Origin of the sequence: Polaribacter gochangensis (assembly GCF_046224025.1) — a bacterium.
Classification (GTDB): Bacteria; Bacteroidota; Bacteroidia; order Flavobacteriales; family Flavobacteriaceae; genus Polaribacter; species Polaribacter gochangensis.
This window is the reverse complement of the sequence record NZ_JBJXRF010000002.1, coordinates 831,773-845,517: the sequence shown is the minus strand read 5'-3', so window position 1 is coordinate 845,517 and position 13,745 is coordinate 831,773. Positions and strand designations below refer to the sequence as shown.

Sequence of the window (13,745 nt, the reverse complement as noted above, 5' to 3'; positions counted from 1 at the left end):
GCAAAAATACAATATTCTTTATGATTTTTGAAACAAATAGCTTGCTTGTTAGAAAGTTAAAAAAAACAGATTTACAGGCATTTCATAAAATGCAAAGTAATCCGCAGGTGATGCAATATGCAACAGGAGTTACAAAGAGTTTACAAGAACATACTTTAGAGTTAGATGATTTAATTTCTAAATATGATAAAGTAAATAATGACTTTTGGATTTATGCAATTGAAAGAAAAAGTGATGCAGTTTTTATTGGAACAGTAGCGTTGGTTAAAAGTAAAAATGATGACGAAATTGGATATCGATTTTTACAAGAATATTGGGGCAATGGCTATGGTACGGAAGTGTGTCAAGGATTAATTGAATATTGTAGAAACAAGAATTTTACAAAGTTAATAGCTTATGCAGTTGATGTAAATATTGCTTCACATAAAATATTAGAAAAACTCCATTTTAAATGTGTAAAAAAGCAAATCGCTGAAGATTTGCAATTACCAGAAACTAAATACCAATTGTACTTATGATTGTTGATGATTTAAAACCACCCTATTACGCCGTCATATTTTCAACGATAATGACAGATAATCTTGAAGGCTATCAAGAAGCAGCTGAACGCATGGAAGCTTTAGCAAAACAACAGTCTGGTTATTTGGGAATTGAATCTGCTCGAAATCAAATTGGAATCACCGTTTCTTATTGGGAAAGTTTAGAAGCCATTACATTATGGAAAAACAATATTGAACACACAGAAGTTAGAAATTTAGGAAGAGCAAAATGGTATCAAAAATACCAACTTAGAATTTGTAAAGTAGAACGAGAATATGGTTTTATTAAATAGTTTTAGAAAGGTTTTTACCTTAAATTTGTTGGTAATATGAGTCAAATTGAAAAAACAGATGTTTGTATTATTGGTGCTGGACCTTCAGGTGTAGCAACATCTTTAATGTTATCAAAGCTGCAAATTTCACATTATATTATTGATAAATCTACTTTTCCCCGAGATAAAACTTGTGGAGATGGTTTAATTCTATATGCTTATAAATCGATGAAACTTTTAGGGAATGATTTGTTTAAAGATTTTCTTAAACATCCAAAGTTTTTACATAGCAAAAAAATTAAATTGCATTTAAATGCTGATGTTCACTTAGAGTTTAAAGAAAGTAAAGATAGAGACATGCTTATTTCGTATGCAAAACGCATCGATTTTGATGATTTCTTGGTAAAACGTTTATCAAAGAAATATGCACATCAAGATTTTGGAAATGGAGTAAAAAGTGTAAAAAAGCAATTGGATGGAATTGTTGTAAAGCTAAAAAATGGTACAGAGATTCTATCAAAGTTAGTAGTTGGAGCTGATGGAGCGCAGTCAATTGTCTCTAGAAAATTAGCGGAAAACAAAACGGATTTAAAATTAATGTCAACTTTTGTTACTGCGTATTTTACAAATGTTAAAGATTTGCCTTCTGGAAATGAAGCAGAAGTTAGAATGATTTATAAAAATACACTTTTATTCTTTTATGTTTTTCCATTAGCAGACGGTCAAGTTAATATAAGTTTGGGAGGACGAGCAGATCGAATTAAGAAAAATGGAATTAGTTTAGTTGACGAAATTGAAGAAATAATAAAATCGAACAAACAAATAAAACATCGGTTTACGAATGCCACAAAAGTGAGTTCTTGGCGCGGATGGACAATTCCATTTCATTTTGGTGATAAAAAAATTACAGGAAATAGATTTTTATTAGTTGGTGATGCTGCAGGTTTGGCAAATGCTTTTTATAAAGAAGGTGTTGGAACTGGGATGATGTCTGGAATTATTGCCGCTAAACATATAGAAAGATGTTTGAGAACTAATGATTTTTCTGAATCTGCACTAAAAAACTATGAAGCTGATCTTAAAAATGAATTTGGAAAACTTTTAGCTTTTAGTCAGTTTGCACTTCGTTTAGCAAGATTTAAACGGTTATTTTCGGGTATAACTTTTTTATTGAAGAATATAGTTGAGCGCAGCACATTCAAGATAATTGAGAAGAGAAGCTATTAATGATTTGAGCTTAAAAAAATATTTTCTTACCAATTAATTCTAGCAAGAATAGGGAAGTGATCTGAGTATTTTTTATCAAAGGTTGTAAACTGGTTAATTTCAAAATCTGCACTTGTTAAGATATAATCAATTCGCATCGGAAAAGAGTAGTTAAATGTTTTTCCGAAACCTACTCCAGCTTCTACAAACGCATCTTTTTTATCAGATTTAATTTTTCGGTACACCCAAGAATAGGAGGTGTTATTAAAATCTCCTAAAATTATTTTTTTGCCTTTCCAGTTTTTTTCGTGAGCTAAAAACTGCTCTGTTTGTATGGCTTGTTTTTTAAAAGCTGTTTGGAATCTTCCCAATAATTTTTGATTGTTTTCTTCACCAAAATATTCTTTATCTGTATTGATACTTAAAGATTCTAAATGAATATTATACACACGAATGGTGTCTTTATCTTTTAAAATATCAACATAAATAATGTTGTTTCCGCTGTCTTTAAAATCTAAAGAACCAGAATTAATAATTGGATATTTAGAATAAATTGCTTGCCCAAATTTATTGCTTTTTGATTTTATGTATTTATGCGGATAACTAAAACTAATTTCTGGCGATGCATAAAACTCTTGTAAAGCTAAAATATCAGGGCTTTCACTATTGATAAAATCAAATGCTTTACTTGCCAGGTTTTCATCATCATTCCATTTGTAATAGTTAAACAATCTTACATTATAACTCATCACTTTTAAATCGTTTTCTTGCGTTTCTTTATCGTTAGAAAACTTATAAAAAGGAGCAGAACTAAGCCAACCAATAAGTAAAACAAGTGTAGATAAAATTAGTTGTTTTTTTAATTTTAGAAGCCAATAAATAAAAAACAGAAAGTTTATAATATATAAAATTGGCACAAAAAGACTGATTACTGCAAATACTGAAAATGATTTTGGAGAAATATAAGGTAAAAGGTAAGACAGCAATAATAATGCAGCGAATAAGGAATTCAGAAGAAAAAATAATTTATCAAAAAAAGATTTCTTTTTCATTTTTTTATTTTCCTTGTTTAAATAAAAAGTCTTTTTCTTCTTTTGACAAGGTATCGTAACCAGATTTACTGATCTTATCTAAGATAATATTTATTTTCTGTTGCTTATACGTGGTGTTTGCTTGTTTTTTGGGAGCTGATTTTTTCGATTTGTAAACTGTTTTTAAAGGATTATTTTTTGAAAAAAACATACCTTTTAATTTACTCCAAATAGTAATTTCTGTAGTACTGGCTTTACTCACATACAAAAATCCGAATAACGCTCCGCCAAGATGCGCCAATCTTCCGCCAGCATTTCCTGTGGGAATTTGAATAATATCTAACAGCACCCAAATTGCTGCCAAATGCCATAATTTTACAAAGCCTATTAACGGAATTTTAAATTGATAATTAGGAATATAAGTTGCCAATCCGATAAAAATTGCTGAAACTCCAGCCGAAGCACCAAGCAAAACACTGTTAGAAAGATCATCTGTAAAAGCAGGGAAGAAGTTATAACTTAATAGAAATACAATTCCGCCAAACAACGTTCCTAAAATGTAAAAGGAAATAAACTGCTTCGGTGTAAAATATTGGATAAATAAATTACCAATAAAATACATCGAAATTAAATTCATTAGAATGTGTAAAAAATCGACATGTACAAAACCATAGGTAATAATGGTCCAAGGTTTTGTTAAGAATCCATCAAAAGTTGCGGGTAAAATAAACCAGTTTACGATTGGACTCTTTGCTTGAAAAAGATATCCTAAGGTATTGAAAATAAAAAGCAACACAAAAACAGCAACATTGATTGAGATAAATTTCTCTACAATATTGGCGTATTTGAATTTGGTTTGTAATGTATTTGTTAAACTCATTTAGTGCATTCTAAATTGATTTTTTTTCCAATACCAAGCAATGATAAATCCAATGATTGCGCCTCCAATATGCGCAAAATGAGCAATGTTTCCAATAGAATATTTTGTGACTCCAAAAAATAAATCTCCTAATAACATGACAGGAATAAAATATTTTGCGGCAATCGGAACAGGGAAAAAGATCAATGCTAATTTTGCATCAGGAAATGTCATTCCGAACGCAACTAAAATTCCGTAAACTGCTCCAGATGCTCCAACTGCAGGTGTATGATACAAGCTGTAAAACTCGCTCATTTCTTTATTGCTTAAAGTAATTAAAGCATCATTGTATTTTCCAGTATCTAAAATGTTTTGTATATCTGCACTAGAAACTCCCATATTTATTAGTTGCTCATACACGCCATTAAACTGATAATAATTTACCAATGTATAAATAACTCCGGCTCCTAATCCGGCAGAAAAGTAGAAAAACAAAAATTTATTTTTCCCCCACATTTGTTCTAACGGAGTACCAAATGCCCACAAAGCATACATGTTAAACGCAATGTGCATAAAACTTCCGTGCATAAACATATGACTTAGATATTGCCAAACTCCGAAGTTTTCATTTTTAGGAAAATACAACGCAAGATATTGAGCGATGTCTAATTTCATCAACTCCGGAATTGCAAAAAAGATAACGTTAATTATAATTAAATGCTTTATTGCTTCTGTAATTCTACCCATTTTTATGTTTTTTAATGACTATTAAAAATAGCATCAATCTCTTTTATGGTTAATGTTTTAAACGTTGCTTTTCCGGATGGAGCAGCAGATGGTTCTTTACACGAAAATAAATCGTGCACCAAATTTTCTTGTTCTTTACTATTTAAAGTTGTTCCGGTTTTAATGGCTAATGATTTTGCAAATGATTTTGCCATCACATCAAAATGACTAAAACTAGATGCTGGAACTTCAATTTTCATGTCGTCTAACAATTGTTCTAAAATTAATGAAATTTGACTTTCAGTAATAGAAGTCGGAATTCCTTTTACAACAATTGCTTCTTCAGAAATAGATTCGAATAAAAAACCAGTATTTTCTAAATCGGCTTTCATGGCGTCAATCATTTCAATATCACTTTTAGAAAAAGAAATATGCACCGGAAATAATAATTGTTGACTCAATGCTTCATTTACAGTGATGCTTTCTAAAAACTCTTCATATAAAACACGTTGATGCGCTAAATTCTGATGGATTAAAACCATTCCGGATTTGATAGAGCTTAACAAATATTTTTTCTGAATTTGAAATGTTTTTCCTGTTTCTGTAGTTTCATCTTGATGAAAAAGAACTTCTTGATTTGTGCTTTCACTAGTTTCAAATGGCGTATATAAATTTGCCCAATCTTGAGAATCTTTTTGAAAAGAAACATCTTTTGGAGGCTGATTCTGTTGCTCTGTTTTAAACGGGTTAAAATTCGGGTCAACCGTTATTTTTGGAGCAGAAGCATTGGTTTTTGCCTTAAAATTATAAGGCGTATCTAACGTGCTATCTCTATTAAAATCTAATACTGGCGCAACATTATATTGGCCTAAACTATGTTTTACAGTAGCTCTTAAAATAGCATAAATATCTTTTTCATTCTCAAACTTAATTTCTGTTTTTGTTGGATGAATATTGATATCAATACTACTTGTTGGAACGGTTAAATATAAAAAATAAGATGGATGTGCACCTTTTTCTAGCAAACCATCAAAGGCATTTACAACTGCGTGATTTAAATACGAACTCTTTATAAAACGATCGTTTACAAAAAAGAATTGTTCGCCTCTTTTTTTCTTTGCAAATTCTGGTTTTGCAACAAATCCTTGAACAGAAATTAAATCTGTTTTTTCATCAATCGGCACCAATTTCTCATTCATTTTTGCTCCAAAAACCGAAACAATTCTTTTTCTAAGATTACTTTCTTTCAAATTGTAAACCTCGTTACCATTATGATGTAGTAAAAAAGCAATGGATGGATGCGCTAACGCAACACGTTGAAACTCGTCTATAATATGACGTGTTTCTATGGCATCCGATTTTAAAAAATTACGTCTTGCAGGAATATTAAAAAATAAATTCTTTACAGAAACACTGGTTCCTTTTGGAGTAGAAACAACTTCTTGCGAAGTAATTTTACTGCCTTCAATTTTTATCTGAGTTCCTAATTGATTTGCTTCTTCTTTTGTTTTTTGTTCTACATGAGCAACTGCAGCAATAGAAGCTAAAGCTTCTCCACGAAAACCTTTGGTGTTGATATTAAACAAATCGTGTGCATCTTTTATCTTAGAAGTTGCATGGCGTTCAAAAGACAAACGAGCGTCTGTTGCACTCATTCCTTTTCCATCATCAATCACTTGAATTAAGGTTTTGCCAGCATCTTTTATTAATAAAGTGATAGAAGTTGCACCAGCATCAATAGCGTTTTCTAACAATTCTTTTACAACAGAAGCAGGTCTTTGAACAACTTCTCCTGCGGCAATTTGGTTAGCAACATGATCTGGTAATAATTGAATAATATCTGACATCTATGTTATTGTAAAAAGATAGATAGATCAAAATCAATAAAGACTAAAAACAAGAAAGTTAAAATAACAATAATTGTTACTAAGGTTTTGTTTACGCCTTTTCCTCTAGATGCTTTTAATTCATCCCAAGCAGTAACAAACTTTGTTTTTAAACCTTTGTTTTTTCCGGTTGTAGTTCTAAATTCATCAAACTTGTGTTTAATTTCATAAGGATTTCCTTCTCCTTGATAAAATCTAGGTTTGTAGTCAAATTTTTTATGTGTTCTTTTTAAAAATCCCATAATTAATGTAAGTGAATTAAGATTATTGATTTTTTTATAACAAAAATCAAACCAACATAAGCTTATGAGTCAAATTTACAGAATAAAAAAGAAGTGGTCAAGGATTGTTAAAAAGTATCTTGTTAAAACTGTCTTAATGCTGCCATTTTTACTGCAGCAACAGCGCATTCAATTCCTTTGTTTCCTAATTTTCCGCCAGATCTATCGATAGATTGTTGCTTGGTATTGTCTGTAAGTACACAAAAAATTACCGGGACATCGTATTGTATATTTAAGTCAACAATTCCTTGTGTAACACCATCACAAACAAAATCGAAGTGTTTTGTTTCTCCCTGAATTACATTTCCGATTGCAATAATTGCATCTACTTTTTGTGATGCTATCATTTTTTTACAACCATAGACCAATTCAAAACTCCCAGGAACATCCCAAGAAACAATATTGTGTTCTATTGCGCCACAATCAATTAAAGTTTCAATGGCACCTTTTTGAAGATTTCTTGTAATCTCTGGATTCCATTCAGAAACAACAATCCCAAATCGAAAAGGTTTCGCATTTGGGATTGTTGCTTTATCGTAATAGGATAAATTAGTTGTAGCCATAAAGCTTAGTTTTTAGCAGCAAATTCTGCGCTACTTATATATTTATCTATATCTCCAGCTTGATAAGAAGTTGGAAAATCAGCTTTTATTCTTTTGTATAAAGTTAATGCTTTGCTATAATCTTTTAAATTCATTGAAAGCTGAGCTGCTTTAAATAAGAATAATGGGGTAGTATAGTTGTTTACCTTTTTTGTTGCTTTTAAATAATAATCTACTGCATCATTAAACTGGTTGATGTCTGCAAAAGCATCACCAATTGCACCTAAAGCAACAGGTCCAATTCCTAAATCATCCGAAGAAAAATTACTTAAATGTTCTACGGCTTTATCGTATTGTTTTAATTTTAAATAAGAAAGTCCAGCATAATAATTTGCTAAATTTCCAGCAGATGTACCACTATATGTATTTGCAATATCTACAAAACCATATTTCCCGTCAGCTCCTTCTAAACCTAAATTTAATAAAGAATCTACACCAACAGAAACAGTATTAGCTTCGTTAAAATATTTTCTTGGAAAAGACAACTCGTTTGCTGCTTCTTTTTCAGTAGGTTCAATTACATATTTACTGTATCCTAAATATCCTAAAATTGCGATAGCTACAATCACTAAACCATAAAATAATGGTTTGCTGTTTTTTTCTATCCATTGCTCAGATCTTGATGCAGTTTCGTCTAAAGTATTAAATACTTCTGCAGTTGCACTTTGTTCTTGAGCTTGTGCTCTATTGTCTTTTGGTTTTGATCCTCTTTTCTTGTATGTTGCCATGTTCGCTAAAAAATTAGTAGGCGCAAAAATAGTTTATTTTATTGGATTTTAAAAACAGATAATTCGCTAAATTTTCAATAATTTGCGATTTCTTACTTTTGATAATAGATATACATGTATTTACAAAAAATTTCTTTGGTCAATTTTAAAAATATTTCTTCTCAAACATTTGATTTTCAGGAGAAAATAAATTGCTTTGTGGGTAATAATGGCGTTGGTAAAACCAATGTTTTAGATGCTATTTATTATTTGTCTTTTGCAAAAAGTTACTTTAATTCAGTTGCTTTGCAGAATATTAGACACGGAGAAGATTTTTTTATGATAGAAGGTAACTATATTTTAGGAGAAAGAGAAGAAAAAATTGTGTGCAGTTTAAAAAAAGGACAGAAAAAAGTATTGAAAAGAAATGGCAAAGCCTACGACAAATTTTCTGAACATATTGGACAATTACCGTTGGTCATTATTTCGCCTGCTGATAGAGATTTAATTGTTGAAGGAAGCGAAACCAGAAGAAAATTTATAGACGGAGTAATTTCTCAGCAAGACAAAGAATACTTGCAAAGTTTAATTCAATATAATAAAGTAGTAAGTCAGCGAAATGCGTTGTTAAAATATTTTGCAGCAAATAGAATTTTTGATGCGTTGAATTTAAAAATTTACGACGAACAACTCATTTCTTTCGGAACGATTATTTATAACAAACGCAAAAAGTTTTTAGATCGCTTTGTACCAATATTTAATGAGAAGTATCAAATAATTTCTGAAGATAAAGAAGTGGTGAATTTGGTATATAAAAGTCAGTTAGAAGCCCTATCTTTTGAAAAACTATTAACCCAAAGCTTAGAAAAAGATAAAATTTTACAGTATACTTCAGTAGGAATTCATAAAGACGATTTAAGTTTTGAGATTGGTGGTTATCCTATTAAGAAGTTTGGTTCTCAAGGTCAACAGAAATCGTATTTAATTGCATTAAAGTTAGCACAGTTTCAGTTTATAAAAGAACAAGCTTCTGTAGTGCCAATTTTGTTATTGGATGATGTTTTTGATAAATTAGACGAACACAGAGTTTCCCAAATTATTAAACTGGTAAATAAAGATGAGTTTGGACAAATATTTATTACCGACACACACGCAGATAGAACAGAAGAAGTTATTAAAAAGAGTAACAAACCGTATCAGATGTTTAAGTTGTAGGTTTGAAAAAGTTGCAAAGATACAAAGTTTAAGAGGTACAAAGTAATCAATTTATAAGTAATGAGATTGCCACAGTTTTTTATCAAAAACTTCGCAATGACAAAAAATAAAACCATGGCAAAAAGAGAAAATGATGCTTTTTCGGTAAAAGATTTAATGGGCTCTTTTATTAAAGAGAACAACCTTTCTAAAGGAATGCAAAAACTAAAAATAGAAGAAGTTTGGGCGAAACTAATGGGACAAGGTGTGGTTTCGTATACAGAAAAAGTACAGTTGCAAAATAAAACCTTGGTCATTTCTTTATCGTCTTCTGTTTTACGTGAAGAGTTGAGTTACGGAAAAGAAAAAATTATCAAATTGATGAACGAAGAAATGGGCGAGGAGTTGATTTCTAAAATTATGTTGGTTTGATATCAGTTATCAGATGACAAAGAATAATTATAATGAATATATGGTTGTTTGCCTGAGCGGAGTCTAAGGCTTTTTTAGAAGTACTTATTTTAAAACAAAAAAACTCGTTGCCATGGCAACGAGTTTTTATAGTTAAGCGTTTTTATTAGGATATAATCCTTAAAATAATTCTCTTCCAGCAAAGTGAAAAGCGCTTTCAATAGCAGCGTTTTCATCAGAATCAGAACCATGTACAGCATTTTCTCCGATAGAAGTTGCGTATAATTTTCTGATGGTTCCTTCTGCAGCTTCAGCTGGATTTGTAGCACCAATTAATGCTCTAAAATCTTCAACTGCGTTGTCTTTTTCTAAGATCGCGGCAACAATTGCTCCGCGAGTCATAAATTCTACTAACTCACCAAAAAATGGACGCTCGTTATGCACAGCGTAAAAAGCTTCAGCATCTGCTTTTGTCATTTGAGTTAATTTCAAAGCAACAATTCTAAACCCTGCTGCGTTAATTTTTTCTAAGATTGCTCCGATGTGTCCGTTTTCAACGCCATCAGGCTTAATCATTGTAAATGTTCTATTTGTTGCCATCTTTATTTTTAAAAATTTTGTGCAAAAATACTCTTTTATCTGTTAATTACAAGTTAATTATAACTTTGAGTGTATTCTTGTTGTAAAATATTGTCTTTTCCGCGCATTTGCATGGTAATTTTATGTGTTTTAAAATCAAATTTCAAGATTCCGAAACTTAATTCTGGCACAACCTTTCCAATTCTATCTGGATTTTCTTCACCTTTAAAGCCAGTATAAGAATGTGTTAATCCGCTTGATGTAAAATCTACTAAAGGATATTTTAAACCTTCTATTTTTGTTGCAGAAAATTCGGAAATATGTCTATCTCCTGATATAATTACAACGCCTTTTGCATTGGAAGATTTAATAATGTTTTTCATTTTATCTACTTCGTGCGGAAAAGTTCCCCAAGATTCAAAGCCATGTTTGTATGATAAAAACTGAACACTGCTTACAACCACATTAAAGTCTGCTTTTGAATTTGATAATTCCTTTTGAAACCATTGCCATTGTTGTTCTCCTAACATTGTTCCTTCTCCATATTTATTTGGTTGATATCTTTTGCTTTTATCTTCAGAAATGGTTAATCCGCTTCTAAAATAACGTGTATCTAACACAATTACTTTAATACTTCCTTGTTGGGTTCTGTAAGTTTTTGTGTGATAAACTCCTTCTTGTTTTCTTCTAGCATCCTCTTTAGGAACTTTTAAAAAATCTAAAAACTCTTGTTGACTTTCTTTCTTTTTATAAAATTCAACTCCGCCATCATTTAAGCCATAATCATGATCGTCCCAAGTTGCTAAAACATCCACAGAACTGATAAATTCTTTGTATCCTTTTTGATTCCATTGCATGTTGTAATCTGCTCTTAATTTGGGCATACTATCAGTATCAGAATAGACATTGTCTCCGCCCCAAATCCAAACTTCAGGATTATTTTTAGCAATTTCTTGCCATAAAATATTTTCTACATATTGTTTGTTGCAGGAGCCAAAAGAAATGATAAACTCTTTATTTTTAGTATTGCAACTAAAGATGAATAAGATCGTTATTAAATAGATGATTTTTTTCATTTTTTCACGATTGATTTAACACAAATGTAAGATTTAATTGTTTAGCAAATTTAGGATTATATCGTATATTCGCAACTTATGGAGAAAGGACAATTACATAAATTACAATCGTTTTTATCAACCCCAAAAAACATTGTGATTGTACCACACAGAAACCCAGACGGAGATGCAATGGGTTCAACGTTGGCGTTATGCCAATACTTTAATTCTAAGAAACATTCTGCAACAGTTGTTGCACCAAATGAGTATCCAGATTTTTTACGTTGGTTGCCAGGAAGTGAGGATGTGATTTTATTTGACAAGCAAAATAAACAAGCAAAAAGAGCGATTGATACTTCTGATATTATTTTTTTACTAGATTTTAATGCGTTGCATAGAGTTGGAGACGACATGGCAAAAACGTTAGAAACTTATGAAAATGATTTTGCTATGATAGATCATCATCAACAACCAGATGGCGTTGCTACCTATTTATATTCTGACACTTCAATTTGTTCTACAGCGCAAATGGTGTATCATTTTTTTGATATGTTACATGATACCGATGCAATTACAAAAGATATGGCGACGTGTTTGTACACAGGAATAATGACTGATACAGGATCGTTTCGTTTTAGATCTACAACAAGTGAAACACATAGAATTGTTGCTAAATTAATTGAAAAAGGAGCAGAAAATGATAAAATTCACAGCAATGTATATGATGCTAATTCGTACAATAGATTGTTGTTACTCGGACAAGCATTAACCAATTTAAAGATTTTTCCAGAATATAAAACGGCTTTTATCACGCTTTCTGAAAAAGAAAAGAAGAAATTTAATTATAAAAAAGGAGATACAGAAGGAGTTGTAAATTATGCACTTTCTTTACATGATATTGTTTTTGCAGCCATTTTTATTGAAGATGAAGAGCAAAAAATAATTAAGATATCTTTCCGTTCTAAAGGTGAGTTTTCTGTAAATCAGTTTGCAAGAAATTATTTTAATGGTGGCGGACACGATAATGCAGCTGGAGGAAAATCTGATCTTTCGCTTAAAAAAACAGTTGCGTATTTTACATCATTATTACCAAATTATAAAAATGAATTACAGAATTCTTATGAAGCATAATACCATTTTGCTGTTATGTGTAATATTACTTTTTTCTTGTAAAGAGCAAGAAGCAAGAAGACCTGTTATTCAAAAAACCGCAACTATATTTTCTGAAACAATAGAACAAAATAAAAAGTTGATTGCATTAGAAAATAATGTTATAGAAAACTATCTTGCACAAGATTCTACCAAGCAATATAATGTTGCAACTAACGGGTTTTGGTATTCTTATGTTACAAAGAAAGAAACAGAATCACCAACTCCTAAAATTGGTGATGTTGTAGAAATATCTTACGATATAACAGATTTATACGGCAGCGTTTTTTACACTAAAGAAGAATTAGGAATTAAGAATTATAAAATAGACAAAGAAGACTTTATTCCAGGGATACAAGAAGGAATTAAGTTGATGAAAATAGGAGAAACCATTACTTTTGTCATTCCGTCATACAGAGCTTTTGGCTTGGTGGGCGATGAACATAAAATAGGAATCAATCAAACAATAAAAAGTACAGTAACATTAATATCAATCAAACAAAATTAAAAAATGAAAATTTTTAAATTATTAATATTTGCATTATTAAGTTTATCAATAGTTTCTTGTAAAAACAACTACAACACAAAAAAATTAGATTCAAAAATAGATTCTGTTAGTTATGCTTTAGGAGTTGACTTGGCAGTGAAGCTAAAAGACAACTTTGGAAAATTAGATTCAGACTTATTTATCCAAGGTTATTTAAATGCCATAGACTCTTCTGGTTTATTATTAAAACCTCAAGATTTAACCATTATAAATGCGTATGCACAACAAAGAAGAATCGAAGAAATAAATAGGCAACAATTAGAATCTAAAGCGGCAGTTGAGAAAAAATTTGGAGAAGTTAAAAGGTTAGGAGAAGAGTTTTTAGCCTATAATAAGAATAAGGATGGAATAATTACCACAAAAAGTGGATTGCAATACAAAGTCTTAAAAGAAGGAAAAGGAGAGAAACCAACTGAAGCTTCAACAGTAAAGGTGCATTATACAGGAAAATTAATTAACGGAGCTGTTTTTGAAAGCACTAGAAGCAATAAAAAACCTTCAGAATTTAAAGTAAACGGTGTTATAAAAGGCTGGACAGAAGGATTGCAATTAATGAAAGAAGGTGCTCAATATCGTTTCTTTATTCCGCAAGAACTGGCTTATGGTTCAACGTATAAAAGCAAATTAATTCAGCCATTTACTGCATTGGTATTTGATATAGAATTGATAGAAATCGTAAAAACTAAATAAACAATCAATAC

General features: G+C 30.7%; 17 protein-coding genes. 8 read left to right on the top strand and 9 right to left on the bottom strand.

All coding sequences use genetic code 11. The features are described from left to right. Positions 1-20: 20 nt before the first annotated feature. From ACEWL1_RS09150 to ACEWL1_RS09140, 3 genes are read left to right on the top strand one after another with little or no spacing between them, the layout of a single operon-like run. Positions 21-518, top strand: a complete 498-nt coding sequence (locus ACEWL1_RS09150) for a GNAT family N-acetyltransferase (RefSeq protein WP_409232994.1) — start codon at positions 21-23, stop codon at positions 516-518. Next, the gene (locus ACEWL1_RS09145; protein WP_409232993.1) at positions 515-832 is read left to right on the top strand and encodes an antibiotic biosynthesis monooxygenase family protein; all 318 of its coding nucleotides are present in this window, start codon (positions 515-517) and stop codon (positions 830-832) included. Before ACEWL1_RS09150 ends, ACEWL1_RS09145 begins: the two co-directional genes overlap by 4 nt. Before the next feature lie 36 nt (positions 833-868). Further along, the gene (locus tag ACEWL1_RS09140; protein WP_409232992.1) at positions 869-2,038 is read left to right on the top strand and encodes an NAD(P)/FAD-dependent oxidoreductase; all 1,170 of its coding nucleotides are present in this window, start codon (positions 869-871) and stop codon (positions 2,036-2,038) included. A gap of 26 nt (positions 2,039-2,064) precedes the next feature. Here the strand turns inward: ACEWL1_RS09140 and ACEWL1_RS09135 are convergent, their stop codons facing one another. From ACEWL1_RS09135 to ACEWL1_RS09100, 7 genes are all read right to left on the bottom strand, one after another. Then, complete coding sequence (locus ACEWL1_RS09135) at positions 2,065-3,069, bottom strand: endonuclease/exonuclease/phosphatase family protein (RefSeq protein WP_457770726.1); 1,005 nt, start codon at positions 3,067-3,069, stop codon at positions 2,065-2,067. A gap of 4 nt (positions 3,070-3,073) precedes the next feature. Continuing rightward, a complete protein-coding gene (locus tag ACEWL1_RS09125; RefSeq protein WP_409232991.1) occupies positions 3,074-3,928 on the bottom strand; it encodes a rhomboid family intramembrane serine protease in 855 nt (284 codons plus the stop codon). After that, the gene (locus ACEWL1_RS09120; RefSeq protein ID WP_409232990.1) at positions 3,929-4,654 is read right to left on the bottom strand and encodes a rhomboid family intramembrane serine protease; all 726 of its coding nucleotides are present in this window, start codon (positions 4,652-4,654) and stop codon (positions 3,929-3,931) included. A gap of 11 nt (positions 4,655-4,665) precedes the next feature. Next, a complete protein-coding gene (gene mutL / locus ACEWL1_RS09115; protein WP_409232989.1) occupies positions 4,666-6,480 on the bottom strand; it encodes a DNA mismatch repair endonuclease MutL in 1,815 nt (604 codons plus the stop codon). A gap of 5 nt (positions 6,481-6,485) precedes the next feature. Then, on the bottom strand, positions 6,486-6,761 hold the full coding sequence (locus ACEWL1_RS09110; RefSeq protein WP_409232988.1) for a riboflavin synthase subunit beta: 276 nt from the start codon (positions 6,759-6,761) through the stop codon (positions 6,486-6,488). Between the two features lie 122 nt (positions 6,762-6,883). Further along, entirely contained in the window at positions 6,884-7,363 is a 480-nt protein-coding gene (gene ribH, locus ACEWL1_RS09105) for a 6,7-dimethyl-8-ribityllumazine synthase (protein ID WP_409232987.1), read from the bottom strand. A gap of 5 nt (positions 7,364-7,368) precedes the next feature. Next, the gene (locus ACEWL1_RS09100; RefSeq protein ID WP_409232986.1) at positions 7,369-8,130 is read right to left on the bottom strand and encodes a tetratricopeptide repeat protein; all 762 of its coding nucleotides are present in this window, start codon (positions 8,128-8,130) and stop codon (positions 7,369-7,371) included. A 114-nt stretch (positions 8,131-8,244) separates the two neighbouring features. On the opposite strand from ACEWL1_RS09100, the gene recF reads away from it, so the two are divergent. Both recF and ACEWL1_RS09090 read left to right on the top strand, forming a co-directional pair. After that, positions 8,245-9,324, top strand: coding sequence for a DNA replication/repair protein RecF (gene recF / locus ACEWL1_RS09095; protein WP_409232985.1), 1,080 nt, complete (start codon positions 8,245-8,247; stop codon positions 9,322-9,324). Between the two features lie 114 nt (positions 9,325-9,438). Continuing rightward, positions 9,439-9,735, top strand: coding sequence for a DUF721 domain-containing protein (locus ACEWL1_RS09090; protein ID WP_409233047.1), 297 nt, complete (start codon positions 9,439-9,441; stop codon positions 9,733-9,735). A 159-nt stretch (positions 9,736-9,894) separates the two neighbouring features. Here ACEWL1_RS09090 and ACEWL1_RS09085 read toward each other — a convergent pair whose 3' ends face one another. Both ACEWL1_RS09085 and ACEWL1_RS09080 read right to left on the bottom strand, forming a co-directional pair. Continuing rightward, complete coding sequence (locus ACEWL1_RS09085; RefSeq protein ID WP_409232984.1) at positions 9,895-10,314, bottom strand: nucleoside-diphosphate kinase; 420 nt, start codon at positions 10,312-10,314, stop codon at positions 9,895-9,897. A gap of 53 nt (positions 10,315-10,367) precedes the next feature. After that, positions 10,368-11,369, bottom strand: coding sequence for an alkaline phosphatase D family protein (locus ACEWL1_RS09080; protein ID WP_409232983.1), 1,002 nt, complete (start codon positions 11,367-11,369; stop codon positions 10,368-10,370). 78 nt (positions 11,370-11,447) lie between these two features. On the opposite strand from ACEWL1_RS09080, the gene ACEWL1_RS09075 reads away from it, so the two are divergent. Genes ACEWL1_RS09075 through ACEWL1_RS09065 form a run of 3 tightly spaced genes read left to right on the top strand, consistent with a single transcriptional unit; the run spans position 11,448 to position 13,734 of the window. Beyond that, positions 11,448-12,479 (top strand): DHH family phosphoesterase, encoded by a 1,032-nt coding sequence (locus ACEWL1_RS09075; protein WP_409232982.1) that lies wholly within the window; start codon positions 11,448-11,450, stop codon positions 12,477-12,479. Then, a complete protein-coding gene (gene gldI, locus ACEWL1_RS09070) occupies positions 12,469-13,005 on the top strand; it encodes a gliding motility-associated peptidyl-prolyl isomerase GldI (RefSeq protein WP_409232981.1) in 537 nt (178 codons plus the stop codon). Before ACEWL1_RS09075 ends, gldI begins: the two co-directional genes overlap by 11 nt. A 3-nt stretch (positions 13,006-13,008) precedes the next feature. Beyond that, positions 13,009-13,734, top strand: coding sequence for an FKBP-type peptidyl-prolyl cis-trans isomerase (locus ACEWL1_RS09065; protein WP_409232980.1), 726 nt, complete (start codon positions 13,009-13,011; stop codon positions 13,732-13,734). Positions 13,735-13,745: the final 11 nt, after the last annotated feature.